Origin of the sequence: Paraburkholderia lebeckiae (assembly GCF_050436225.1) — a bacterium.
In the GTDB taxonomy this organism is placed as follows: domain Bacteria; phylum Pseudomonadota; class Gammaproteobacteria; order Burkholderiales; family Burkholderiaceae; genus Paraburkholderia; species Paraburkholderia tuberum.
The window spans coordinates 782,407-806,731 of record NZ_JBNDLU010000001.1 but is presented as its reverse complement, the minus strand read 5'-3'; the positions used below and the strand labels follow the sequence as shown (position 1 = coordinate 806,731).

Below are 24,325 nucleotides of genomic sequence, written 5' to 3'. Positions count from 1 at the left end.
AGGAAAACGCTTGACTTCTACGCGCCGGAAACTAATATACGCACCGCGTACATCAACGCGTTTTGCTACCTAACTCTCGCCGACCCCACTTTTGCGACAGGTGCCCTCATGAGCGTTCCGCAACAAGCCTTCCTACGCGATGCGATGCGTCGCCTGAACATGACGCGCGATACGTTCGCGAACCGCATCGGCGTGTCGCGCAGGGCGCTGGACACGTGGCTGCTGCCGGACGACTCGCAGGAATCGCGGGCGATGCCGGAAATCGTCGAGCGTTTCGTGTCGGAGATCGTCGCGAACACGGAGCCGGGCGAAGGATATACGCAAAGCGTAGACTCGCAATCGCTCGCAAACCAGATTCTGTTCGAGGGCAAGCCGCAGTTGCTGTCGGTCGATCAGTTTTCGCGCGACTCGGTCGAGGCGCTCTTTCGCGTCGCCGACATCATGCAGCCGATCGCCCGGCGCCGAAAAATCTCGCGCGTGCTCGAAGGCGCGGTGCTCGGCAATCTGTTCTTCGAGGCGAGCACGCGTACCCGCGTGAGCTTCGGCGCGGCGTTCTGCCGGCTCGGCGGCTCGGTGTGCGACACGACCGGCTTCACGTTTTCGTCGATGGCAAAGGGAGAATCGATCTACGACACGAGCCGGGTGATGAGCGGCTATGTCGACGCGCTGGTGATCCGCCACCCGGAGCAAGGCTCGGTGGCCGAATTCGCGCGCGCGACCAACGTGCCGGTGATCAACGGCGGCGACGGTCCCGGCGAGCATCCGAGCCAGGCGCTGCTCGATCTCTACACGATCCAGCGCGAGTTCTCGCGGCTCGGCAAGATCGTCGACGGCGCGCACATCGCGCTGGTCGGCGACCTCAAGTACGGACGTACCGTGCATTCGCTCGTGAAGCTGCTGGCGCTCTATCGCGGCATCAAGTTCACGCTGATTTCGCCGCCCATGCTCGAATTGCCGGGCTATATCATCGAGCAGATTTCGCGCAACGCTCACGTGATCGAACAGACGCACGACCTGCGCACTGGCTTGCGCGGCGCCGACGTCGTATACGCGACGCGCATCCAGAAGGAGCGCTTCACCGACGAATCGTTCGAAGGCTACACGCCCGACTTCCAGATCAACCAGGCGCTCGTCGATAGCGTGTGCGGCGCCGACACGCTGATCATGCACCCGCTGCCGCGCGACAGCCGGCCCGGCGCGAACGATTTGAGCACCGACCTCAACCACGATTCGCGGCTCGCGATTTTCCGGCAGACCGACAACGGCATTCCGGTGCGGATGGCGATTTTCGCGGTGCTGCTCGGCGTCGACAAACAGGTCCAGCATTCGATGCGCGATGCCGCGTGGCGCCCGCCGGTCTACCTGGGCCCGGACGACGCGGTGTTTCACGGAATCGATTGACGCGGATAGCCGTCCGCCGTCAGGCCGCGGCCGCGGCCGCGGCGCGCGCGTCACGCATTTCGCGCGCCGCCTGCCTGAACGTGCCGGCAAAGAACAGCACCTGATATTTGACCGCGTTCGACCAGTACATCCACGTATGGCCGCCCGGCCGCTCGGCGTAATCGTGCGGCACGCCGAGTTCGACGAGCCGCTCGTGCAGCAGCCGGTTCGACTGCACGAGCGAGTCGTTCACCCCGCAATCGATCGTCAGCGCGATATGGTCGCGGCCGAAATCCTCCGCACTCACGACGATCGCTTTGCTGTTCCAGAAGTCCGCATATTGCATCGGGTCGCCGAACACCCGCTCGATGCCGGGCTCGTCCTCGCTCCCGCGCGGGTCCACCGCACCGCTGATGCTGCCCGCCGCGCCGAACGCGTCGGGCCGGTCGAGCGCGATGCGTAGCGCACCGAAGCCGCCCATGCTCGAACCCGTGATAGCGCGCGCCTGCTTCGTCGCGATCGTGCGGAAATGGCTGTCGATATAGGCCACCACTTCCGTACCCACGTAGGTTTCATAGCGGCTGCGCGGATCGACCGGGCTATCGATGTACCAGCTGTCGCGGCCGCCGTCGGGCATCACGAGGATCACGTGATAGCGGTCGGCGAGCTTGCCGATATGCGAATTCGCGGTCCAGTCCGTGTAATCGCCGCCCGAGCCATGCAGCACGTAGACGACCGGAAAGCGCGCGGCCTGGTTGCCACGCGCGTATCGATCGGGCAGCACGATGGTGGCGTCGAACGTACGATGCATCGCCGCGCTCGGAATCGTGACGACGCGCGACTGGAACGCCCACGCCGGCGATGCGATCAGCATCAGAGTGAGCCAGAACGTATGGACTGGATTCATGGTGGGTCGCCCCTCGCGCTTGCTTCCGGCTGTTACGTTCGTCAGGCATCCGAAGAAGAGCGCCCCGGCATGCCTCGGCCTATGTCCGTCGACGACTGTAGCAATGGCGACTTACAACCAAATTTCAGCGAAACATACGATCCAGTCAGGCTTCGGTCGCCTCATCGGCTTCAGTTGCCGTCTCTGCGCCCGCATCTTCGACGTGCGCGGCAAACCCCACCCGCCCCGGCGCCAGATCGTCCCGCAATGTGAGCGCCGGAATCTCATACGCGCCGCCGTTCTGCGGCAGGAACGCGATCGGCGCGGCCGTCCACAGCGTGTCGAGCCGTCGCCCGAGCGCCTCGCTGACCGCGGCATACTTCGCCTCGTCGACGCGGCTCGTGCGATAGACGACGAACGGCGGCAATACCTCGAAGCCGGGGTAATACAGCACACCGTGCTGGATCGGGAACAGCACGTCGTCGATCGGACCGTTGATGCCGCGTGCGCTGTAGTGCGACTCCCAGCCGCCCGCCGTGACGATCAGCATCGCGCGCTTGCCCGCGAAACGGCCCTCGCCATAACGCTCGCCCCAGCGCGCATCGGAATGCTCGCCGACGCCATACGCGAGACCGTACGCATAGACACGTTCCACCCAGCCCTTCATGATCGCCGGCATCGAGAACCACCACAGCGGAAACTGCAGGATCACCGCATCGGCCCACTTCAGCTTGTCCTGCTCACGCGCGATATCCTCGCTCTGCAAGCCGTTCTCGAACGCATGCTTCGATTCTAGCGACGCGAAGAAACGCTCGCCGCTGTGACGCTTGCTGGTGTCGTGCGCGTCTAGCGACGCTTTCCAGTTCATCGCGTACAGATCGGACACCTGCACCGTATGGCCGGCGCGTTCGAGATGGCGGACAGTGAAGTCCTTCAGCGAACCGTTCAACGATTTCGGTTCGGGGTGCGCATAGATGATGAGAACGTTCATGATGGGACTTTCGTGGCTGAAAACAGTCACGATAGGCATCGCCGAGGTATATTGGAAATGAATTCCCAATATGTCAGGTATTGCCGTGGCTAATCTCAGAAGACTCGACCTGAACCTGCTGGTCACGCTCGATGTGCTGCTCGAAGAGCACAACGTGACCCGCGCCGCTGAACGGCTGAACTTCTCTCAGCCGTCGGTCAGCGTGCATCTGGCGAAACTGCGCGACGTATTCGGCGATCCGCTGCTGTTGCCGGGACCGCGCGGCATGCGGCCCACCGCGAAAGCGCAGGCACTGCGCGAGCCGTTGCGCGAAGCGCTCGACGCACTGCAGCGCGCGGTCGCGCCAACCAGTCCATTCGATCCGGCCGCGGCGACGCAAACCTGGCGCATCGCCGCAACCGACTACGCGGAGTCGACGATCATCCTGCCGATGCTCGCGGGCTTGCGCGCGGTGGCGCCCGGCACGCGTCTCGCGATCGTCGAGGCGGTGCCGCCGCGGCTCGCTCGCCAGGCCGAACAGGGCGATATCGATATCGGCTTTCATACGAGCGAAGGCGCGCCCGAAGGCTTGCGCCGTCGCGTGCTGTTTGCCGAGCGCTACGTGCTGGTCGGCCGCGCGGGTCATCCGAAGCTGAAGCGCCGGCCCACCCTCGCGCAGTTCTGCAAGCTCGAACACGTGATCGTGTCGCCCGATGGCGGCGGCTTTTTCGGCGTCACCGACGAGACGCTCGCGAAGGTGGGACTCGCGCGCAAGGTCGTGCTGTCGGTGCCGCACTTTCTGTTCATGCAGTCGGTGCTCGCGAGCACGGATCTCGTGGGGATGCTGCCCGCGCGTCTCGTGCGCGGCACGGACGCGCTGCGGATGGTCGAACCGCCCGTCGAGGTGCCGGGCTACGAGATGGCGATGCTATGGCACGAGCGGGTGCATCGCGATCCCGCGCATCAATGGTTGCGGGAATTCATCGCGGCATCGGTGTAATCAGCCCTTTTCAGCGCCGAGCGCATCCAGTCGATCGAGCGCCTCGTCGTTGAGCTTCAACTGCGCCGACTCCAAGTTTTCACGCAGATGAGTCACCGAAGACGTGCCCGGAATCAGCAGAATGTTAGGTGCCCGATGCAATAGCCAGGCAAGCGCGACCTGCATCGGCATCGCCTCGAGCTTGCGCGCAAGCTCCGACAGCCCGGACGATTGAATCGGCGTGAAGCCACCCAGCGGGAAAAACGGCACGTAGGCGATGCCCTGCTCCGCGAGCGCATCGATCAATGCATCGTCGTCGCGATGCACGAGGTTGTAGTGGTTCTGCACACACACGACCTTCGTGATGCGCTGCGCCTCGGCAATCTGCGCGGCCGTCACGTTGCTCAGGCCGACATGACGCACGAGCCCGCGCTGCTGCAGCTCGGCAAGCGCCGTGACCTGCTTTTCGATTGAGCCCGCGCTCGGCTCGTGCACGTTGCCCATCACGCGCATGTTGACCACGTCGAGCGTGTCGAGCCCGAGGTTGCGCAGATTGTCATGCACCGCGCGCTCGAGGTCGGCGGGCTCCTGCGCCGGCAGCCAGGCGCCGGTGCCGTCGCGCACCGCGCCCACCTTCGTCACGATCGTCAGATCGCGTGGATACGGGTGGAGCGCCTCGCGGATCAACTGATTGGTCACGTGCGGCCCGTAAAAATCGCTGGTATCGATGTGGTCGACGCCCGACGCGACCGCCTCACGCAGTACCGCGAGCGCCGCGTCGCGGTCTTTCGGTGGCCCGAACACGCCGGGGCCGGCCAGCTGCATCGCGCCATAGCCCATGCGCCGCACCGGGCGGCCGGCTACTGCGAAAGTGTCGATGGAGCTGAAGTTCGGCATGACGATCTCCTTGTGAAGTGGTGAGGGGCAGTATCGCCGGAATTGCGTTGTTGAATAAAGCCGTCTAACGTGTACGGGTTGTTCAAAATTCTGCACAATCAATCGTCATGGAACTGAACGATCTGGCCGCCTTCGTTTCCGTCGCCCGCGCCGGCGGCTTTCGCGACGCGGCGCGCGTGAGCGGCGTGTCGGCGTCGAGTCTGAGCGTCGCGGTGCGGCGCCTCGAAACGAAACTCGGGCTGCGGCTCCTGAACCGCACCACGCGCAGCGTCGCGCCGACCGAAGCCGGGCTGCGTCTGATCGAGAAGCTGACGCCGCTGTTCGGCGAAATGGAAGCGGCGCTCGACGTGCTGAACGGCTTTCGCGACAAGCCGACCGGCACATTGAAGCTCAACGTGCCGTCGAGCGTCGCGCGCATCGTGCTGCCCGACGTGCTTGCGCGCTTTCTGAAGCAGTACCCGGATATTCGCGTCGAAGTGGTGGTCGAGGATGGTTTCGTCGATGTGCTGTCGATCGGTTGCGATGCGGGCATTCGCTACGATGAACGCCTCGAGCAGGACATGATCGCGGTGCCGATCGGCGCGCGCGTGCAGCGCTTCGCGACCGCCGCGTCGCCCGCGTATCTCGACGCGCACGGCCGTCCGCACCATCCCGGCGAATTGCTCGCGCATGCCTGCCTGCGCGGGCAATTCGCCAGCGGCGCGATGCCGACCTGGTACTTCGAGCGCGACGGCGAGCTGCTGCAATTGAATCCGACAGGACCGCTGCTGGTGCGGCCCGGCGCCGCGATCGACCTCGCGGTCAGCGGCGCGGTCGCGGGCCTCGGCATCATTCACCTGTTCGAAGACATGCTGCGCCCGCATCTCGACAGCGGCGCGCTCGAAGCGATTCTCGAACCGTGGTGGCAGCGCTTTTCAGGGCCTTTTCTTTACTATCCGGGCCATCGTCATGTGCCCGCGCCGCTGCGAGCCTTCGTCGATTTTCTGAAAGCCGACTCAGCAAGCGTCCGGGTCGATGACGTGGCACGGCGTTGACGTCATCACACGACGGTGAACGCGGCAATGCGTGCCATATCAGCACCGTGGCGCGCAGAGCTGCGCGATCGTGGTCAGAAAGAGATCCGCGCCGATCGGCTTCAGCAGACATGCGCTGCAGTACTTCGCATCGCTGTTCGAAGGCGGCACCGCGGTATGGAGCAAAATCGGTACGTTGACAGATCGCGGCATCGATTTCAAACGGCGGCACAACTCCGCGCCGTCCATGACCGGCATCATCCAGTCCGTAACAATCAGGTCGGGAACGTGAGCGACGACACAAGCGAGTGCTTCGGCGCCGTTGCTCGCACACCTCACCTCATACCCTTCGCTCTCCAGAATCAGCCGCCATGCGGCTAGAATTTCCGGTTCGTCGTCGACCAGCAATATCGAATACATCATGTTCTGCGGACAAAATTTGCCTTCTCGTCTGATCAAAGTCTCGCAAGAGGTGTTCCACGAACGGCAATTGCGCGGATAATGACGCGGGTTGCCGGCGCACATCGGGTGGACTGGCCGATCGGCAGCGAAACAGGTTTGCGGTTCCCGCGCAAATCGAGGCGTTCGAACCGTTCGCGCGTTGTATGTTGTAGAAACTCCATTCCGGTATCCATCATGACCGACAGACGCGTGAGCCCGCTGCGCAACTTCGCCAACTTCATCCGCGCGGAACGGGGCGGGCTGACGCGGCAATGGATGCATGCCGTCTCCGCCGACGCCGATCTCGTCGAAGCGGGCAAGCTCACTTATCGGCAACTGGCCGACCATCTGCCGGATATTCTCGACGAGCTGTGCCGGGCGCTCGATGCAGAAGATCTCGAGCGCGTCGAAACGTCGATCGAACGCGACGCGAAGAAGCACGGCAAGGTGCGTTGGCAGCAGGGCTACCGGAGCGAAGAACTGGTGCGCGAACTGGACCTCTTTGAGCAGGTGCTCTTCGAAGCGCTCGAAGAGTTCGTCGAACGCGACCGGACGTGCACGCGCCGTCACGAGAGCCGCGCGCGCCGCCTGATCGCCGAAGCATTCAGCGTGGTCAGGTATGAGTCGATCAAGGAAGTGGTCGCCGAGCGCGATTGCAAGATCGACGAATACACGGGACGGCTCGAACGCGCGAATCACGAATTGACGCTCGAGCAACGGCTGGTCGGCGACCTAAATGAATCGCGGATGCAGATCACGCGCAGCGTCGTGCACGATCTGCGCAATTTCCTCAACGCGTTTTCGGTCGCGCTGCAACTGATCGAGCGAGCGCCGTCGAAAGCCGATACCGCATTGACACTCGCGAACCGTCAGACCGCCGACATGAAGCAACTGGTCGACCAGATGGTCGAGTACTCGGTCGTGCTCGGAGACTCTGCGCCGCTCGTGCTCGAAGACGTCGATTTGCGCGAACTCTTCGACGAACTCGTCGCGTCGACGCGACCGTCGATCGAGGCGAAAGGGCTTGCGTTGCGCAGCGCGTTCGACGCGGCGCTGCCGGTCGTCACGTCGAACCGGCTGAAGCTCAAGCAGATCGCGGTCAATCTGTTGACCAACGCGATCAAGTACACGAAGTCGGGGCAAGTCGAAATCCGGTTCGCCATGCATGGCGCCGAACACTGGGCGATTCGCGTCTCCGACACCGGCGTCGGCATTGCGCCCGCCGACGCGGAGCGCGTATTCGATGAGTTCGAGCGCGCGGCTTGCGACGAGATTCCGGGCACGGGGCTCGGGCTCGCGATCGTCAGGGAGGTATGCCGCGTGCTCGATGGGCAGATCGAGTTTGCGTCGCGCGAGGGCGTGGGGACCACGTTCGAGATCCGGTTTCCGCTGCGCGTTCAATGACCCGACCCGTCGCATGATCCATCTGCACACTGCCTGCTTCCCCGAGCAGATCGAGGCTGTACGGACCATCTTCCGCGAGTGCCGTACGAATGGATCGAGTCTGCAGTGCAGGCTAGTGGAAGTGCCAGCGTGCGTCGGCCTCGACTTCCCGCGCAACAGGTCGTATGGCTGGTGATCCCGCTCGCGCTGTACCCACACCAGTCAACCAGTCAATCAGCGAGGTCGTCGATGAACTGGATTTTGCGTTACCTGTGGCCGATGCGTCGTTTGTGAGTAAGAGTGCCATCAAGGCCTGACCCGACCTGCAGTTATGCACTCGCTCATTGCCCCGTTCTGCTGGCTCAAGCCACGCACGACCACCTCGGACGATTTGCCGTCACGCCGCGCGAGTTCGGCCAGATCGAGCAACGCGGCGTAGCGCGCGGAACAGTCGCTCGCCGCGCCGGCGGCGGGGTTCGCGCGAAGGTCGTCGTTGGCGTCGCTGGCGTCGATGACTGCGTTGACCGCCAGCAACGTCGCCACGACGATCGTCGCGAGCACGACCGTTTTGCGGAGCGCGCCCCGCGCAGCCCTTTGCGCTCGCGAGTGACGCTCCGCCTCAGTAGATGGTGGACACGAGCCCGCCATTTCGCACATCGCGTCGCACCGCGCGGCGCGACGTGAGCGCCACGATTCTACGCAGGTTCTGACTCTCATCGCCGCGCTCATCGTCACGCCCAATGCGCTGGCACCCACACCCGCCCGACCCAATGGCCCGGCACCCAGACCGCAGCCCGCGGCGCGACATACACGGGACGCGGCGCGACGTAGACGGCCGGCGGCGAGGGCGGCGCCACGACCACCACCGGCGGCGGAACATAGGCCGGCGGAGGCGTCACCACGACCGGCGGCGGCACGTACACGACCGGAGCCGGCACGACGACCGGCGGAGGCGGCGCGACCACCACCGGCTTCGGCGCAACGACCACGGTCGTACCCGTCGCCGTCGTGGTCCCGCCCGCGACCACCACGCCGCCTGTTACCACCGTACCGCTCGACGTCACCGTGTGGCCTTGCGTGCCGGTCACGCTCGTCGAAGTCGTCACGACGCCGGGCGCGACCCGCGTCGCAGTGCCTGAGTGATAGACGTTGTTGTTGTCCGGACCCGTCACCGTGCCCGAGCGCGCGCAGGTCGAACCCGCGCAATTCGTCGACGCAGAATGATTGACCGTATTGCCGTTCGATCCGGTGATCGAGCCCGACGACGAATACTGGCCCGGCGCGGTGCGCGTCACGTCGCCGGACGTTGTCGCCGTTTTGCCGTCGGGACCGGTCAGCGTGCCGCTATGCGAGCAGGAGCCGCCCGCGCAGTTGGTGTCGCCCGAGTGCTGCACCGAGTTGCCGTAGCGGCCCGTCGCGGTACCCGAGTTCGAGAACTGGCCAGGCGCCGTGCGCGTGACCGTGCCAGTGTTGCTCGCGACGCCGCCATAGGGACCGGCCACGCTGCCCGCATGCGAGCAGCTACCGCCGCCGCACGAGCCGTAGTGCGCACCGTTATAGACGCCGCGCGACGTGTACGCGGTGCCGTGACCCGACCACGCGAACGCCGATGCGCTGCCGAGCGTGAGCACGGCGGCGGCCGCGCCGAGCACCACCTTGCGCAGCGCGCCTCGCGCCATGCTGGCGCAGACCCTGTCGGAACCTGCGAATGAACGATTTTTCACGGTATGTCCTTGCTGGATTCAGGCCACTTGCGTCACTGCCGCGTGGCGACGAACGGACTATAGAAGGACACACCGCGGAAATCATCACGGAAGATATGTCGCGCTGTTTCGCCGCGACGCGGGCTCGCCAGGCAAGGCTTTGCGGGCATTCGGCGGGAGCCGCGACATATTTCGACATAGATTGCGAAACAGATGCGGCCGCCGGAATGGACTGCGGCCCCAGCCGCTCACTGCCCGACCGGCGTCACCTGCACCGCGGCGGCCGACACGAACGCCGCATGCACGGTGTCGCCGACCTTCACGTCGCTCAGATCGACATCGGGCGCGGCTTCGAAGGTCTGGGTCTGATACGCGCCGCGCAGCGTCACGAGGCGCTGCTTGCGATCGATCTTCAGCACGGTCGCGAGCACCTCGGTCTGCCGCGCCGACTCGTACCCACCCGACGCCGGCGCATAGCTCCGCCGGTCGACCCGCTCGCGAATCCCCTTGCCCGCGCTGCTTGCCTTGTCGACCTTGGTGAGCAACGCATTCTTGTACAGCACGTCGACGCGATCGCCGATCTTCAGCTGATCGAAACCGGCGACCTGCTGGCTGACGAGCACGATCGCGACGTCGCCATGCGGGCCCTTCAATGTCAGCGAGCGGTTGCCCGCATCGATGGCGACGATCTCCGCCGTCATATGCACCGGCTGCGTCGCGCCGAGCATCGCTTTCGCGGTGCTCGCCATGTCGTCCTGCGCTCGCGCCGGCGGGGCCGCGGCCACCACCGCGATGACCAATGCTGCAGCAATCGTCGCTGTTTTCATCCGCGTTCTCCTCGTGCAAGGTATCGATACGGCTTGACGGTCGGTCATGCGCGTCGAGCGCAATCGCTTCGTGCTACGCAGCATTCGTGCCCGGCGTCATGAACTCTGCGCCTACAGGACAACACGGCCAACAGTATGACGCGAACGATTTGCCGACGTACGCATCGGCATGGCCGCCGACAGCCATCAGAAACGCCATCTCAGTACCGTGCTATCCTATATACCTATAGGGGGTATATGTATGGCACATCTGAGCACACACAAAGACGGCTTATTGAAGCGCGTTCGTCGCATCGCGGGCCAGGTTCAGGCTATCGAGCGTTCACTGGAGTCGGACGCCGATTGCGAGAAAGTCTTGCACCTGGTGGCCGCGACCCGCGGCGCAATGAACGGCCTGCTCGACGAGATCGTCGAGGCGCACGCGCGCGAGCATGTCGCGCATCCGGACCTGACGGCCAGCCAGCGCAAGAAAGGAGTTGATGCATTGATCGGCGCAATCCGCCGCTATTCGAAGTAAGTTCCGTATGACTGAAAATCAGATCCGCAAACACGAGCACTCGTTTCTCGGCAGCTCGCACGACGAAAAAGCGCGCCGGACCCGCTCCGTCGTCGCGCTCACCGTTGTCATGATGATCGGCGAAATCGCGGCCGGTTACGTGACCGGCTCGATGGCGCTGCTCGCCGATGGCTTCCACATGGCGACGCATGCCGGCGCGCTCGGGATTGCCGCGCTCGCGTATTCGTTCGCGAGACGCAACTCGGCAAACCGCGCGTTCAGTTTCGGAACGGGAAAAGTGGGCGAGCTTGCAGGCTTCGCTTCGGCGTTGATTCTCGCGCTGGTGGCGCTTGGCATCGGCATCGAATCGGCGGTCCGGCTCGTTCATCCCACCGGTGTCGCGTTCGGGCAGGCCGCGGCGATTGCGGCGATCGGGCTGGTCGTGAACATCGTCAGCGCGCTGCTGTTGTCGGGCGGCCATGCGCACCATGGGCATCACGATCACGACCATCATCACCATCATCACGGCCATGCGCATGGGTCCGACAACAACCTGCGCTCCGCCTACGTGCACGTGCTCGCCGATGCGCTGACCTCGGTGCTGGCGATCGTGGCCCTGCTGGCCGGCCGCTATCTCGGGTGGGTCTGGCTGGACCCGCTGATGGGCATCGTCGGATCGATCGTCATCGCGCGCTGGGCATGGACGCTGATGCGCGACACGGCCGGCGTGCTGCTCGACAAAACCGACGAGCACGTGGCCGGCGAAATCCGCGAAATCCTGGATTCGCACGGCGACGCCGAGATCGCCGACCTGCACGTCTGGCAGATCGGCCCGGAGGCGCGAGCGGCGATCGTCAGTGTACGCACGCATGGCGGCGTTACGGCCGAGACGATCCGCGCGCGGCTCGCGCCGGTGCATGAGGTCATGCATCTGACCGTCGAAGCGGCGTCATAACGCCTGCGCCCGACGCAACAAGGCGCGATCAAAACAAAGGGCCGGCGTGTCTCGACGCCGGCCCTTCTGCTTCTCACTATTCAGCTTGCGCGGAGACCGAAGCTCGCGCTAAACCAGCTCACGCATCACACGCGCTCGATCGCGATCGCGATGCCTTGGCCGACGCCGATACACATCGTGCACAGCGCGAAGCGGCCCTGCGTGCGTTGCAGCTGATACGTCGCGGTCGTCACCAGACGCGCGCCGCTCATGCCGAGCGGGTGGCCGAGCGCAATCGCGCCGCCGTTCGGGTTCACGCGGGGATCGTCGTCGGCGACGCCGAGGGCGCGCAGCACCGCGATACCTTGCGAGGCGAACGCTTCGTTCAGTTCGATCACGTCGAACTGGTCGATCTTCATGCCCAGACGCGCGAGCAGCTTCTGCGTGGCGGGTGCCGGGCCGATGCCCATCACGCGCGGCTCGACGCCGGCGGTGGCCACACCGAGCACGCGGGCGCGCGGCGTAAGGCCGAAACGCTTCGCGGTCTCTTCATTGGCAAGCAATAACGCCGCCGCGCCGTCGTTCACGCCGGATGCGTTACCGGCCGTAACCGTGCCGTCCGGACGCACGACGCCCTTCAGCTTCGCGAGCGTTTCGAGGCTCGTTTCGCGCGGATGCTCGTCCTGCATGACCGTGATCGGATCGCCCTTCTTCTGCGCGATCGTCACGCCGACGATCTCCTGCGCGAGCGTGCCGTCGCGTTGCGCTCGCGCCGCCTTCTGCTGGCTGCGCAGCGCGAATGCGTCCTGGTCGGCGCGGCTGATGTTGTAGTCGGTCGCGACGTTTTCGCCGGTTTCCGGCATCGAGTCGACGCCGTACAGCTTCTTCATCAGCGGGTTCACGAAACGCCAGCCGATCGTCGTGTCGTAGACCTCGTTCTGACGCGAGAACGCGCTGGTCGCCTTGGGCATCACGAACGGCGCGCGGCTCATGCTTTCGACGCCGCCGGCAATCATCAGCGCGGCCTCGCCCGACTTGATCGCGCGCGCGGCGATGCCGACCGCATCCATGCCCGAGCCGCACAGACGGTTGACCGTCGAGCCCGGCACGTCCTTCGGCAGACCCGCGAGCAGCAGCGACATGCGCGCGACGTTGCGGTTGTCGTCACCGGCCTGGTTGGCGCAGCCGTAGATGACGTCGTCGATCGCGGTCCAGTCGACGTTCTTGTTGCGCTCCATCAGCGCCTTGAGCGGCACCGCGCCCAGGTCGTCGGCGCGCACCGACGATAGCGAACCCGCATAGCGGCCAATGGGGGTGCGAATCGCGTCGCACAGGAATGCTTCGGTCATGGGATGTCTCCAGTTAGGATGCTGCGTGCGCTGCGCCTCGGCCGGCCTTGCACCGATGACGCCGGGTCGATGCGCCGAGGCATCGGCCCGGGGGCCAACGGCCGCGGGCGGGAGGCTGCAAAACGGCGGCGTCGCGGCGGCCGTCACGTCGGAGCAGCTTAGCGCAAGATCGTGAACGATGGGCTTGGGATTGACGACCGATACGGTTGTCGCCTCTTCCTCGTCCTGCCTTGTGTTCTATATACGAACACACGGTCATATATCGAACAAAACAGGCTCGATAATAGGCGGGGGCGCGAAAGCATGTCAAGCACGGCCGCAGCCGTGCGAAGCGACACCAGGGAATACGCGGAGGGGGTGATCTTCAGCGAACTTCGATTCCTTCATCGGCGATGTAGCCGCGAATCACGTCCGCGAAACTGCGATCGGTCGCGAGCCCGAGCCGTTCGGCGCGCGACGTATCCCATGCGCCGGGCCAGCTCCCGACGATCTTCTCGATGCGCTCGTCGGGCTGCCGCACAATGCGGCTCGCGACCGCCTCGCCCGCGACCTCGCGCAGTGCCGCGATCATCTCGTCGACGCTGACCGACAAGCCCGGCAGGTTCAGCGCGCGTTGCTTGCCAAGCGCGGCGCCATCGAGTTCGAGGCCGGCGATGAGACTCTCGATCGCCTTGCGCGGCGACAGCAACCACAGCCGCGTCGAACCGGCGACCGGACACACGGCCTCCTCGCCATTGAGCGGCTCGCGGACGATGCCGCTCGCGAACGACGACGCCGCCGCATTCGGCCGCCCCGGCCGCACGCTGATGGTCGGCAGTCGCAGCACGCGGCCGTCGACGAAACCGCGCCGCGAATAATCGTTGAGCAGCAGCTCCGCGATCGCCTTCTGCGCGCCGTACGACGACTGCGGATTCAGCGCGGTGTCGTCCTGCACGACTGCAGGCAGATCGCCACCGTAGACCGCGACCGAACTGGTGAACACGACGCGCGGTTGGTGCCCGCGCTGGCGGCAGATTTCGAGCAGCAGCCGCGACGCATCGAGATTGATGCGCATGCCGAGATCGAAGTCCGCCTCGGCCTGGCCGCTGACGATCGCAGCGAGGTGAAAGATCGCCGAGGTTTGATCGTCGATCACGCGTTCGAGCACACTGCGCTCCGCGATATCGCCGACTTCGGTGCGCACGCGCGCATCGCCGAAATCGTGTGCGCGCACGACGTCGAGCAACACGAGCCCGGTAATCGCTTGCGGTGCGCCGTGCGCATCTTTCAGTGCGCCGCGCGCAAGCAGCTCGCGCGCGAGACGCTGGCCGAGAAAACCGGCACCGCCGGTGATCAGTACTTTCATGGTTACGTGTGCGTCAGTGGTTGTCGGAAAGAGTCAACGCCCCGCATCGAGATAAGGCTTCAGCCAGCCAAGCCCCGCCGAGGTCCCCGCGCGCGGCCGGTACTCGCAGCCGATGTAGCCGTCGTAGCCGAGCGCATCGATCAGATCGAACAGGTACGGGTAGTTCAGCTCGCCGATGTCGGGCTCGTGCCGCTCGGGCACTCCCGCAACCTGGATGTGACCGATGCCAGCCATATCGCGTTTGAGCTTCATCGCCAGATCGCCCTCGACGATCTGGCAGTGATAGCAATCGAACTGCACCTTCAGATTCGGCGCGCCGACTTCGGCGCAGATCGCTTGCGCGTCGTCCTGTCGATTGAGGAAATAGCCGGGCATGTCGCGCGTATTGATCGGCTCGATGACGACCGTGATCTGTTCGGCTTGCGCGGCCCGCGCGGCATAGGCGAGGTTGTTCAGATACACGTCGCGTTGTGTTTTGCGCTGCGTTCCGCCCGCTTGATCGCCAGCGATCAACCCCGCCATCACATGCAGCTTGCGATTGCCGAGCACGCGCGCGTACTCGAGTGCCGTGTCGATGCCGCGGCGGAATTCGTCCTCACGGCCCGGCAACGACGCAAGGCCGCGCTCGCCGCCGCTCCAGTCGCCGGGTGGCGCATTGAACAGCGCCTGCGTGAGGCCATGCGCGTCGAGCCGCGCCTTCAGCTCGCCCGGGCGGAACTCGTAGGGAAACAGGAATTCGATCGCGTTGAAGCCGTCGCGCGCGGCGGCGGCGAAGCGATCGAGGAACGCGTGCTCGTTGTACATCATCGACAGATTGGCGGCGAAGCGAGGCATGGCGGCAACTCCTTCAAGACAGTGCGATACGGTGCGCGGCGTTCATCGGCAATGCGCGCTGCTACCAGCGCGCGCCGAACGCGGCACGGAGTTCTTCGATCGCGGCGGCGTCGAGCGGCGCGGGCCGCGGATTCGTCATCAGCCACAGGCGCGCGGTCTCCTCGAGTTCTTCGAGCGCATACGACGCGTGCGCGACCGAGCGCTCCCACACTACCGGCCCCAGACGTTCGAGCAACACCGCGCGCACCCGATCGGCCAACTCGGCGATCTGCGCGGCCACTTGCGGATCGCCTGGGCGTTGGTAGCGAATCAGCGGTACGTGGCCCACTTTCATCACGTAGTACGGTGTGATCGGCGGCAACACGTCCGCTTCGCTCCATACGCCCGCGAGCGTCAATGCGACCAGATGCGTCGAATGGGTATGGACGATGCCGCGCGCCTCGCCGTTGCGCGCATAGATACCGCGATGCAGCGTCAGCGTTTTCGACGGTTTGCCGCCCGACACCGCGTGGCCGTTTGCATCGACCTTCGCGATGTCGGCGGGATCGAGGCGGCCGAGGCACGCGTCGGTCGGGGTGATCAGCCAGCCATCGTCGAGCCGCGCGCTGATGTTGCCGGCGCTGCCGACCGTATAGCCGCGTTGATACAGGCTCGCGCCGACCGCGCAGATTTCCTCGCGCACGCGCGCTTCGGTGGAGGTGTGAAGTGCCGGTGCATCGCTCATTGCGCGGCTCCGTCGAGATGGCGCAGCGCCTTGTCGAAGAAGTCGGTGGTGCCGAAATTGCCGGATTTCAGCGCGAGTGCGAGCGGTTCCGCTTCGGTCGTCGCCGTGGCCGGCACGCCCGGATCGATCTGCGCGCCGATGCGCAGCATGCGCACGTCGAGCGCCTGCACGACGGCGCCCGAAGTCTCGCCGCCCGCGACGACGAACTTGCGCACACCCCGTTCGCGCAGACCGCGCGCAATCGCCGCCAACGTCTTCTCGACCAGATGCCCAGCCTCGTTGACGCCGAGTTCGCGCTGCACGGCCTGCACTTCGTCGGGCGATGCAGTCGCATAGACCAGCACCGCTTCCGCGTGCACGAAGCGCTGTTGTGCGAACGCGAGCGCCTCGCCGACGACGTCCTCGCCGCGCGCCGCCGCGAGCGGATCGATGCGGAATGCCGGCCGTGTCGCGCACCAGGCAGCGACCTGCGCGTTGGTCGCCGTCGACGCACTGCCCGCGAGCACCGCCGACAAACCTTCTATGCGCGGCAATTGCGCGGCATGGGTTTGCTCGCCGAGCAGACCCGCGCGCCGGAAGTTGGCGGGTAAACCAAGCGCGACACCGGAGCCGCCGGTGATCAGCGCGAGATCCGCGCAGGCCGCGCCGAGCGTGTGCAGATCGGCGTCGGACACCGCATCGGCAATCGCGATGCGCACGCCGTCGGCGCGCAACGCTGCGAATGCGGCACGCAGGGCCGCATCGCCTAGCGCGAGCTGGTCGTAACGCACGAGCCCGACCTTCGATTGAGTTTGCCGCCGCAGCACGCGCACGAGGTTCGCGTCGCGCATGGGGGTCAGCGGATGGTTTTCCATGCCCGACTCGTTCAGCAGCGCATCGCCGACGAACAGATGGCCGCGAAAAATCGTGCGGCCGTTCTCGGGAAACGCGGGACACGCGATCGTGAACGACGCGCGCTCACCGAGCTCGGCAGACAGCGCATTCAGCAACGCATCGGTCACCGGGCCGATGTTGCCCGCATCGGTCGAATCGAAGGTCGAGCAGTACTTGAAGAAGAATTGCCGGCACCCTTGCGCGCGCAGCCAGGCGAGCGCGGCCAGCGATTGCGCGACCGCGTCGGCGGCCGGGATCGTGCGCGACTTCAGCGCGACGACGAGCGCGTCGGCGCCGAGCGCTGCGTCGGAGGTGGGCACGCCGATCGTCTGCACCGTGCGCATGCCACCGCGCACGAGCATGTTGGCGAGATCGGTGGCGCCGGTGAAGTCGTCGGCGATGCAGCCGAGCAGCGCGGGTTTCGTTTGAGCCGTCATGACCTGTCCCTCGCCTATTGCTTCGTCGGCAATTCGATGCCTGGGAATATCTTCACGACCGCCGAGTCGTCTTCGCCACCGTGGCCCGCCGTCGACGCCATCATGAACATCTGATGCGCGGCCGCCGACAGCGGCAGCGGAAACTTCGTGCGACGCGCGGTATCGAGCACGAGGCCGAGGTCCTTGACGAAAATATCGACCGCCGACAGCGGCGTGTAGTCGCCCGCGAGAATATGCGGCACGCGGTTCTCGAACATCCACGAATTGCCCGCGCTGTGCGTGATCACGTCGTACAGCGCCTGCGGGTCGACACCTTCGCGCAGGCCGAGCGCCATTGCCTCCGCGGCCACCGCGATATGCACGCCGGCCAGCAGCTGGTTGATGATCTTCACCTTCGAGCCTGCGCCATGCGTGGCGCCAAGCCGATACACGTTGCCGGCGATCGCGGCGAGCACGTCTTCGCACGCGGCATAAGCGGCCGCGGGACCGGACGTCATCATTGTCATCTCGCCCGACGCCGCGCGCGCCGCGCCGCCCGACACCGGCGCGTCGAGCATCTGCAGACCGGCCGCCTCGACGCGCTTGCCGAGATCGCTCGCGAACTCCGGCGCGACCGTGGCACTCGCGATCACGACGCCGCCCGGCTTCATGGCCGCGAGCGCGCCGCGCTCACCGAACAGCACGGCCTCGGTTTGCGCGGCATTCACGACCAGCGTGATCACGACCTCGCACTGCGCGCCGAGCTCCGCGGGCGTCGCACAGCCGATGCCCCCTTCATCGACGAACGCCTGCAGCGCGTCGCGCCGCAAGTCGCACGCGTGAACCCTGAAGCCCGCACGCAACAGCGAGCGCGCGACGCCGAGCCCCATGGCCCCCAAACCAATGACACCGACATTTCTCGACATGCATGACCTCTATGGATGGGTGCTGCATTCGTGGGTTCGCGCGCGTCGGAATCACCGCGCGCCTTCAGCGCGTCAGACGATGCCCGCCTCGGCAAGCCGCCGCGCCGCGTTGTACAGATGCGTCTGCGCGGCATTGCGCGCCGCCATCGGATCGCCGGCGCGAATCGCCGCGGCGATCGCCGCGTGCTCCTCGCGCACCTGCCGCGAGAAGTCCTCGCGCAGCGCCTCGTTGCGGCGCGTGACGACCGTGCCCGCTTCGAGGTACTGATTGAGGAACGTCAGCGTCTTCAGGAAATACGGATTGCCCGTAGCCGCCGCGATCGCGCGATGAAACGCGACGTCTTCGGCGACGCCGTCTTCGCCATTGCCGACCGCGCGCTCGATGCGCGCGAGCGCGGCGTCGATCGCGGCCATGTCGGCATCGCTGCGGCGCATCGCGGCTTCCGACGCGACCTCCGCCTCGATCGCGCGACGCAGCGCGAGAATCTGCACGACCGAGCCCGGCTCCACGGCTTCCGCGTAGTCGATTCGCAGCGGGCGGATCGCGCCGTGCCCGGCGACGAACACGCCACTGCCCTGACGCGGCTCGACCACCCCCTCGTTCTTCAGCCGCGACAGCGCCTCGCGAATCACCGTGCGGCTTACGCCGAACTGTTGCGCGAGCACGGCTTCGGTCGGCAGCCTGGCGCCGCGCGCAAAGGTGCCCTTGTCGATCTGCTTCAGCAGTTGCTGCGCGACTGTGTCGCTCAAAGCGCGCGCGGGAATCTTGTCGAACATGGCGGATCGGTTGGACAGGGTGTCGCGAACTAGTCAGGTTATCGGGTCATCATACAAATTTGGAGTGGGGAATCGCATCCACGCAAACCCTGGGTTTTTTGCACGAATCGGCGTTATTTGGCGAAATAGAAGGCTTAAGCTATCGTCTCGCCTTTGCACCGCAACGCGAAACGCGGCGCCGCATCGAAACGAACGCGCGTCGCGTATCCTTCGCGCGCACTCTTCCGAACCCACGATCAAGGTCCATGAGCAAAGCCCTGCCGCCGTCTTCCGTCGCGCCCGCCAACGCCGAACCGGCCCCGGAGAAACCGGGCGACTCGTACGTGCAGTCGTTCGCGCGCGGCCTCGCGGTCATCCGCGCGTTCGACGCGACGCGGCCCGAACAGACGCTCACCGACGTCGCCGCGGCGACTGGCCTCACGCGCGCCGGCGCGCGCCGGATCCTGCTGACGCTGCAAACGCTCGGCTATGTGGAAGCCGAGGGACGCCTGTTCCGTCTGACGCCGAAGATTCTCGACCTCGGCTTCGCGTATCTGACCTCGATGCCGTTCTGGAATCTCGCCGAACCGGTGATGGAAAGCCTGTCGGCGCAGGTGCACGAAAGCTGCTCCGCGGCCGTGCTCGATCGCACCGAGATCGTCTACGTGCTGCGCGTGCCGACTCACAAGATCATGACGATCAACCTGTCGATCGGCAGCCGCCTGCCCGCGTACTGCACGTCGATGGGCCGCGTGCTGCTTGCCTCGCTCGACGACGAGACGCTCGACGCGACGCTGAACTCGACGCCGCTCTACGCGCACACGCCGCGCACCGTCACCGACAAGCAAGAGTTGAAGAAGCTGATCGAGCAGGTGCGTCGCCAGGGGTGGGCGATCGTCGATCAGGAACTCGAAGGCGGCTTGATTTCGCTGTCCGCGCCGATTCGCAATCGCCAGGGCCGCGTGATCGCCGCGATGAACATCAGCGGCAACGCGCAGCGCAATTCGGCCAAACAGATGGTGAAGGCGTTTCTGGAACCGCTGCAGCGAGCCGCGCAGACAGTATCGGAGATGGTCGCGCGGCGCGGCTAATGAACGCTTCGTGGCTCTGGCCGCGCGGTGATGAGCGGCCGAGCGCGCACGCCTAGTGCGCGCCGCGGCGTTTGCATCAAGCGCTCACTGCGCGAGATAGCGCTCCACCAGCCGTGCCCAGAACGCCGCGCCGATCGGCAGGCTGCGATCGTTGAAGTCGTAGTGCGGGTTGTGCACCATGCAACCGTCCTCGCCGACGCCATTGCCGATGCGCAGGAACGTGCCCGGCCGCTTCTGCAGCATGAATGCGAAGTCCTCGCTACCCATCAGGATGTCGGTCTGCTCGACCACCTTGTCGTCGCCCACCAGTTCGCGCGCGACCTGCACCGCGAAATCCGTTTCGGCATCCGTATTGATGACGACCGGATAGCCTTCGATGTACTCGACGTGCGCTTTGCCGCCATAGCTCGCGGCCTGCGACTCGGCCAACTCAGTGATGCGCTTCTTCAGCAACGCGCGTACCTCGGGGCTGAACGAGCGCACGCTGAGTTCGAGCCGCGCGTTGCTCGAAATCACGTTGTTCGCGGTGCCCGCGTGCATCGAGCCGACCGTCACCACGGCCGGCTGCGACGGATCGACGTTGCGCGCGACGATCGTTTGTAGCGCCATCACGATGCTCGCGGCGACCACGACCGGATCGACGGTCAGATGCGGACGCGCCGCATGGCCGCCGACGCCTTCGATCGTGATGATCGCCTTGTCGCCCGCCGACATGAACGGTCCCTTGCGGAACAGCAACACGCCCGGCTCGGCTCCCGGATGGTTGTGCAGGCCGAACACGGCGTCGCACGGGAAGCGCTCGAACAGGCCGTCGTTGATCATCTTCAGCGCACCGCTGTCGATGCCGCTTTCCTCGGCCGGCTGGAAATACAAATGCACGGTGCCCGAGAAATTGCGCGTGGCCGCGAGCCGTTGCGCGGCGCCAAGCAGGATCGTGGTGTGACCGTCGTGGCCGCACGCGTGCATCTTGCCGTGGGTGCCGCTCGCGTACGGCAGGCCGGTCTGTTCGATGATCGGCAACGCGTCCATGTCCGCGCGAATGCCGATGCTGCGCTTGCCGTCCCCCTCTTTCAGCGTGCCGACCACGCCGGTCTTGCCAACCCCACGCGTGACCTGCCAGCCCCACTGTTCGAGTTTTTCCGCGACGAGCGCCGCGGTCTGCACTTCCTCGTACGCGAGTTCCGGATGGTGGTGAATGTGATGGCGAATCTCGCGCAGGCTCGCGGCGGCGGGTTCCAGATCGGACACTTCGGTCAAACGCGGGGTCCCGTTCATAGTTTGTATGCCTCCAGTGAGTAGCCTCGCACTATAGCCGAGCTTTCGCGAGCGGATGCCGCTCGTGAGTCTGCATCTGGAGGAAGTGACGGTGCCCGACGCGCTCGCGCGTCTGCGCAACGGCGCGCTCGATCTCGCGGCGATCCATCACGTTCTGACATTGGATAACGATCTGGTGCAGGTGCCGCTGTACTCGACGCAGTTCGTCGTCACGATGCGCGCCGGCCATCCGCTCGCGAACGTCACGCGTCCGTCCGAGCTGCTCGACGCCGAGTGGATCGTCACGGTCGGTGCCGATCACTTCCCGCACAGCGTGATGATGGCGATGTTCAGCGCGCACAGCTTGCCGGTACCGAAGCGCTTGCTGCGCGCGCCGTCGTCGTTTGCAGTCACGCTCGGGCTCGTGTCGCAGACCGACGCGATCAGTTGCTTCACGCGGCCGCTTGCGCAGAGGGTCGCGCCGCTCGGCATTCGCGTCGCACAGATCGAAGACGCGCTGCCAAACTACGATCTGAGCATCATCTCGCGACGCGATCTGCTGCCCACGCCGGCCGTGCAGCAGTTCGTCGCATGTTTGCGGCAAGTGACGCGGGAGCGGATTGGGGCCATGCAGTAAGGCCGCGTGCTTGCGCTACGCGCTCACGCGCTCCTTGAGCACCGTGATCATTGCATGTCCCGCTTCTTCGAGCGCGCCGGAGTTGTCGATTGTCGTGCAGCGCACGCCGGCCGGCAACGCAAACGGCGCGCGCCGCGCGAGCCGCGCCGCGACCTGCTCCGACGATTCGCGCGCCCGCGCGCCGAGCCGTGCTTCGAGGATATGCGGCGCGGCGCTCACGTGCACCACTTCCGCGCGTGGATAGCGCGCGAGCGCATGCTGCAGGTACTGCCGCGAGCCGTTGACGACCACCGTGCAGCCGCGCGCGAGCCACGCATCGAGTTCGATGCCGATGCCATAGCGCAGCGAATGGCTCGACCATTCGAGCGCGAACAGGCCAAGCACCGAGCGCGCGGCGAACTCCTCGACGCTTAGTGCAACATGCACCTCGCCATTGCCGCTCGGCCGCGTGATGTAACGATGCGCGAATACGAGCGGCTCGCCGGCGAGCCGCATGCGCGCGAACTGCAGGAGCGAATCCTTGCCCGCGCCCGACGGCCCCATCACATAGATCAAACGCCCAGTCATTGGCTGCTCACCTCGTCTTGCTGCTCGTCGGTGCGATCGCCAGGTTGCGCGCCGTGGCTGAACGGCAGCGGCTGCCAAAGCACGAACGGCTCGCCCGGCGCCGGCTCGACGAACAGCGCGGCCTGATCGACAGCGAGCGGCCCGAGCGCGGGCGTGCGCTCCCGCCACCATGCGAGCAGCGTCGCGCGCTCGTCGGCATCGGCGAGCGAACTGGACAACGTCATATGAAAACGGAACTCGTCGAACACGTACGGATAGCCCCATTGCAACAGCAACGCACGTTGGCGTTCGCTGAGCGGCGCGGCGAGCCGTCGCTCGAGATCGGCCGCCGACGGCCGCGCGCGCAGCCTGTCGAGCGACTGCAGCGCGTTCGACGCGAGCTCGCGAATGCGCGTCTCGCCATCCGCATCGGCCGGTCGCAACGCGACGAAGTCGCCCAGCGTGGCCGCTTCTACCGGCAACGTGAACGGCCGCTGCGCGAGCGCCCAGGCTCGCGCGGCCGCGAGCAAGTCGTGCTGCGTGACGCCGGCGCCGAGCTGGAACGGGGCGACCAGCGTGCCATGCCAGCCATAGCGGCGCGGCGCGTCGGTCAACGCGGCGAGCGGGCGCGTCAGGCCTGGCGGCTGCGGCTGCGCGCGGCGCTCGCCGCTGTGCGCATCGCGGCCGAGCCATGTCGAGCCGGCCTGCCACCACGCCGATTCAACCGACGGCGCGTAATAGAGCGCAAAGCGCGCCTCGGTACTCCATGCGGGGCCGCTCACAGGTCATGCTCCACGAGCAGTTGCACGCGATCGGCCGCGAAATGCGTAAAGCCGTATTTGACCGGCGTGCCCTGCAGATCGACGTCGACGTTCTCGACCCACAGCACCGGCTGCTGACGGTTGATGTTGAGCCGCCGCGCGACTTCCGGCTCGGGCAGCACGCTGCCGATGCGGCTCCACTTGCGCAGATAATCGTCCACGCCGAATTCGGCCAGCGCCTTCGTCGTGCCGCCGAGGCGTTGCACGACCTCCGGCAAATCCGGAAAACGCGCGGCCGGATACCAGCTGCGCGCGAACGTGAGCGGCACGCCGTCGGACGCGTTCAGCGATTCGATGCGATAGACCGCCGCGCCCGCGCGCAGACCCAGCGCCTTCGCGACACTGGGCTCGGCCTTCACGCGTGCGGCCGACAGCATCGTGCCCGCGGGCGAATGGTGTTGTTGACGCAGGTTTTCGGTGAAACGCGTACGGCGGCCGATCGAATAGTCGATCGCGCCGGGCTGCACGAACGTGCCACGCCCCTGCTCGACGCTGACGAGGCCGAGCGCGGCGAGGCCGAGCATCGCGCGGCGCACCGTGTGACGGTTGACGTCGAAGCGCTTCGCCAGCTCACCCTCGCTCGGCAGCCGCCCTTCTTCGCCGAACCCGCTTGCCGTGATCTCTGCGGCGAGAATCTGTTCGATCTGTCTCCAGACGGCCACGCCCGCGCCGCGTTCGAGCGTCGTGGCCGGCGCCGCGCTGTCGTTCGATGTCATGGTGCTGTCATTCCCTTCGGTTCAAATGATCGCCATGACATGCATTGTAGTGCGCGAGCCGTGATGAAAATATGAATGTCCGCCGCGCACGACAGTCCAGACAACTATGCTTATAAACGTCTAGACGT

General features: G+C 65.7%; 25 protein-coding genes and 2 pseudogenes. 9 read left to right on the top strand and 18 right to left on the bottom strand.

Annotated features, from left to right (window positions below):
* The first annotated feature begins 108 nt into the window (after window positions 1–108).
* On the top strand, window positions 109–1,401 hold the full coding sequence (locus OKW45_RS03775) for an aspartate carbamoyltransferase (protein ID WP_026226595.1): 1,293 nt from the start codon (window positions 109–111) through the stop codon (window positions 1,399–1,401).
* Between the two features lie 19 nt (window positions 1,402–1,420).
* Here OKW45_RS03775 and OKW45_RS03770 read toward each other — a convergent pair whose 3' ends face one another.
* Together OKW45_RS03770 and OKW45_RS03765 are read right to left on the bottom strand one after the other, a co-directional pair.
* Complete coding sequence (locus OKW45_RS03770; RefSeq protein ID WP_429466051.1) at window positions 1,421–2,287, bottom strand: alpha/beta hydrolase; 867 nt, start codon at window positions 2,285–2,287, stop codon at window positions 1,421–1,423.
* Window positions 2,288–2,432: 145 nt separating this feature from the next.
* Window positions 2,433–3,257, bottom strand: a complete 825-nt coding sequence (locus OKW45_RS03765) for an NAD(P)H-dependent oxidoreductase (RefSeq protein ID WP_018424830.1) — start codon at window positions 3,255–3,257, stop codon at window positions 2,433–2,435.
* Window positions 3,258–3,327: 70 nt separating this feature from the next.
* On the opposite strand from OKW45_RS03765, the gene OKW45_RS03760 reads away from it, so the two are divergent.
* The gene (locus tag OKW45_RS03760; protein ID WP_429466049.1) at window positions 3,328–4,236 is read left to right on the top strand and encodes a LysR family transcriptional regulator; all 909 of its coding nucleotides are present in this window, start codon (window positions 3,328–3,330) and stop codon (window positions 4,234–4,236) included.
* Here the strand turns inward: OKW45_RS03760 and OKW45_RS03755 are convergent, their stop codons facing one another.
* Window positions 4,237–5,112 (bottom strand): aldo/keto reductase family oxidoreductase, encoded by an 876-nt coding sequence (locus OKW45_RS03755; protein ID WP_429466047.1) that lies wholly within the window; start codon window positions 5,110–5,112, stop codon window positions 4,237–4,239. It abuts the gene before it with no gap.
* A 107-nt stretch (window positions 5,113–5,219) separates the two neighbouring features.
* Between OKW45_RS03755 and OKW45_RS03750 the strand changes: the two genes are divergently transcribed.
* Complete coding sequence (locus OKW45_RS03750; RefSeq protein ID WP_018424827.1) at window positions 5,220–6,146, top strand: LysR family transcriptional regulator; 927 nt, start codon at window positions 5,220–5,222, stop codon at window positions 6,144–6,146.
* A 39-nt stretch (window positions 6,147–6,185) separates the two neighbouring features.
* Here OKW45_RS03750 and OKW45_RS03745 read toward each other — a convergent pair whose 3' ends face one another.
* Window positions 6,186–6,650: a response regulator gene (locus OKW45_RS03745; protein WP_429466045.1), complete on the bottom strand. Its 465-nt coding sequence runs from the start codon at window positions 6,648–6,650 to the stop codon at window positions 6,186–6,188.
* 111 nt (window positions 6,651–6,761) lie between these two features.
* Here OKW45_RS03745 and OKW45_RS03740 point away from each other — a divergent pair, with 111 nt between their 5' ends.
* A complete protein-coding gene (locus tag OKW45_RS03740) occupies window positions 6,762–7,970 on the top strand; it encodes a sensor histidine kinase (RefSeq protein ID WP_429466043.1) in 1,209 nt (402 codons plus the stop codon).
* 33 nt (window positions 7,971–8,003) lie between these two features.
* Window positions 8,004–8,257, top strand: a pseudogene (locus OKW45_RS03735) (transposase domain-containing protein); the annotation flags it as partial.
* Here the strand turns inward: OKW45_RS03735 and OKW45_RS03730 are convergent.
* The 3 genes from OKW45_RS03730 to OKW45_RS03720 form a co-directional block, all read right to left on the bottom strand.
* On the bottom strand, window positions 8,256–8,510 hold the full coding sequence (locus OKW45_RS03730) for a hypothetical protein (RefSeq protein WP_429466041.1): 255 nt from the start codon (window positions 8,508–8,510) through the stop codon (window positions 8,256–8,258). The pseudogene OKW45_RS03735 and the gene OKW45_RS03730 sit on opposite strands and share 2 nt — an antisense overlap.
* Before the next feature lie 170 nt (window positions 8,511–8,680).
* A complete protein-coding gene (locus tag OKW45_RS03725; protein WP_429469232.1) occupies window positions 8,681–9,628 on the bottom strand; it encodes a hypothetical protein in 948 nt (315 codons plus the stop codon).
* 272 nt (window positions 9,629–9,900) lie between these two features.
* On the bottom strand, window positions 9,901–10,479 hold the full coding sequence (locus OKW45_RS03720) for a hypothetical protein (RefSeq protein WP_429466039.1): 579 nt from the start codon (window positions 10,477–10,479) through the stop codon (window positions 9,901–9,903).
* 169 nt (window positions 10,480–10,648) lie between these two features.
* On the opposite strand from OKW45_RS03720, the gene OKW45_RS03715 reads away from it, so the two are divergent.
* Window positions 10,649–10,996 (top strand): metal/formaldehyde-sensitive transcriptional repressor, encoded by a 348-nt coding sequence (locus tag OKW45_RS03715; protein WP_429466037.1) that lies wholly within the window; start codon window positions 10,649–10,651, stop codon window positions 10,994–10,996.
* Window positions 10,997–11,003: 7 nt separating this feature from the next.
* Window positions 11,004–11,930 (top strand): CDF family Co(II)/Ni(II) efflux transporter DmeF, encoded by a 927-nt coding sequence (gene dmeF, locus OKW45_RS03710; RefSeq protein ID WP_018424819.1) that lies wholly within the window; start codon window positions 11,004–11,006, stop codon window positions 11,928–11,930.
* 125 nt (window positions 11,931–12,055) lie between these two features.
* Here dmeF and pcaF read toward each other — a convergent pair whose 3' ends face one another.
* From pcaF to OKW45_RS03675, 7 genes are all read right to left on the bottom strand, one after another.
* Complete coding sequence (gene pcaF, locus OKW45_RS03705) at window positions 12,056–13,258, bottom strand: 3-oxoadipyl-CoA thiolase (protein WP_184008040.1); 1,203 nt, start codon at window positions 13,256–13,258, stop codon at window positions 12,056–12,058.
* Window positions 13,259–13,622: 364 nt separating this feature from the next.
* Window positions 13,623–14,603 carry a D-erythronate dehydrogenase gene (gene denD, locus OKW45_RS03700; protein ID WP_018424817.1) on the bottom strand — a complete coding sequence of 327 codons (981 nt, stop codon included), beginning with the start codon at window positions 14,601–14,603 and terminating at the stop codon, window positions 13,623–13,625.
* A gap of 33 nt (window positions 14,604–14,636) precedes the next feature.
* A complete protein-coding gene (gene otnI / locus OKW45_RS03695) occupies window positions 14,637–15,437 on the bottom strand; it encodes a 2-oxo-tetronate isomerase (protein WP_429466035.1) in 801 nt (266 codons plus the stop codon).
* 61 nt (window positions 15,438–15,498) lie between these two features.
* Window positions 15,499–16,161 (bottom strand): 3-oxo-tetronate 4-phosphate decarboxylase, encoded by a 663-nt coding sequence (gene otnC, locus OKW45_RS03690; protein ID WP_429466033.1) that lies wholly within the window; start codon window positions 16,159–16,161, stop codon window positions 15,499–15,501.
* Window positions 16,158–17,471, bottom strand: coding sequence for a 3-oxo-tetronate kinase (gene otnK, locus OKW45_RS03685; RefSeq protein WP_429466031.1), 1,314 nt, complete (start codon window positions 17,469–17,471; stop codon window positions 16,158–16,160). The genes otnC and otnK overlap by 4 nt, the downstream gene beginning before the upstream one ends.
* Window positions 17,472–17,485: 14 nt before the next feature.
* Complete coding sequence (gene ltnD, locus OKW45_RS03680; protein ID WP_429466029.1) at window positions 17,486–18,376, bottom strand: L-threonate dehydrogenase; 891 nt, start codon at window positions 18,374–18,376, stop codon at window positions 17,486–17,488.
* A 72-nt stretch (window positions 18,377–18,448) separates the two neighbouring features.
* Window positions 18,449–19,153 carry a FadR/GntR family transcriptional regulator gene (locus OKW45_RS03675; RefSeq protein WP_184073348.1) on the bottom strand — a complete coding sequence of 235 codons (705 nt, stop codon included), beginning with the start codon at window positions 19,151–19,153 and terminating at the stop codon, window positions 18,449–18,451.
* Window positions 19,154–19,398: 245 nt separating this feature from the next.
* On the opposite strand from OKW45_RS03675, the gene OKW45_RS03670 reads away from it, so the two are divergent.
* Window positions 19,399–20,223: an IclR family transcriptional regulator gene (locus tag OKW45_RS03670; RefSeq protein WP_018424811.1), complete on the top strand. Its 825-nt coding sequence runs from the start codon at window positions 19,399–19,401 to the stop codon at window positions 20,221–20,223.
* A gap of 84 nt (window positions 20,224–20,307) precedes the next feature.
* On the opposite strand, the gene OKW45_RS03665 is transcribed toward OKW45_RS03670, so the two are convergent.
* Window positions 20,308–21,498 (bottom strand): M20 aminoacylase family protein, encoded by a 1,191-nt coding sequence (locus OKW45_RS03665; RefSeq protein ID WP_429466026.1) that lies wholly within the window; start codon window positions 21,496–21,498, stop codon window positions 20,308–20,310.
* A gap of 43 nt (window positions 21,499–21,541) precedes the next feature.
* Between OKW45_RS03665 and OKW45_RS03660 the strand changes: the two are divergent.
* Window positions 21,542–22,114, top strand: a pseudogene (locus OKW45_RS03660) (LysR substrate-binding domain-containing protein); the annotation flags it as partial.
* A gap of 15 nt (window positions 22,115–22,129) precedes the next feature.
* On the opposite strand, the gene phnN reads toward OKW45_RS03660, so the two are convergent.
* From phnN to phnF, 3 genes are read right to left on the bottom strand one after another with little or no spacing between them, the layout of a single operon-like run.
* On the bottom strand, window positions 22,130–22,681 hold the full coding sequence (gene phnN / locus OKW45_RS03655; RefSeq protein ID WP_018424808.1) for a phosphonate metabolism protein/1,5-bisphosphokinase (PRPP-forming) PhnN: 552 nt from the start codon (window positions 22,679–22,681) through the stop codon (window positions 22,130–22,132).
* The gene (locus OKW45_RS03650; RefSeq protein WP_429466024.1) at window positions 22,678–23,442 is read right to left on the bottom strand and encodes a DUF1045 domain-containing protein; all 765 of its coding nucleotides are present in this window, start codon (window positions 23,440–23,442) and stop codon (window positions 22,678–22,680) included. The genes phnN and OKW45_RS03650 overlap by 4 nt, the downstream gene beginning before the upstream one ends.
* Window positions 23,439–24,197 carry a phosphonate metabolism transcriptional regulator PhnF gene (gene phnF, locus OKW45_RS03645; RefSeq protein WP_018424806.1) on the bottom strand — a complete coding sequence of 253 codons (759 nt, stop codon included), beginning with the start codon at window positions 24,195–24,197 and terminating at the stop codon, window positions 23,439–23,441. Before phnF ends, OKW45_RS03650 begins: the two co-directional genes overlap by 4 nt.
* Window positions 24,198–24,325 lie beyond the last annotated feature (128 nt).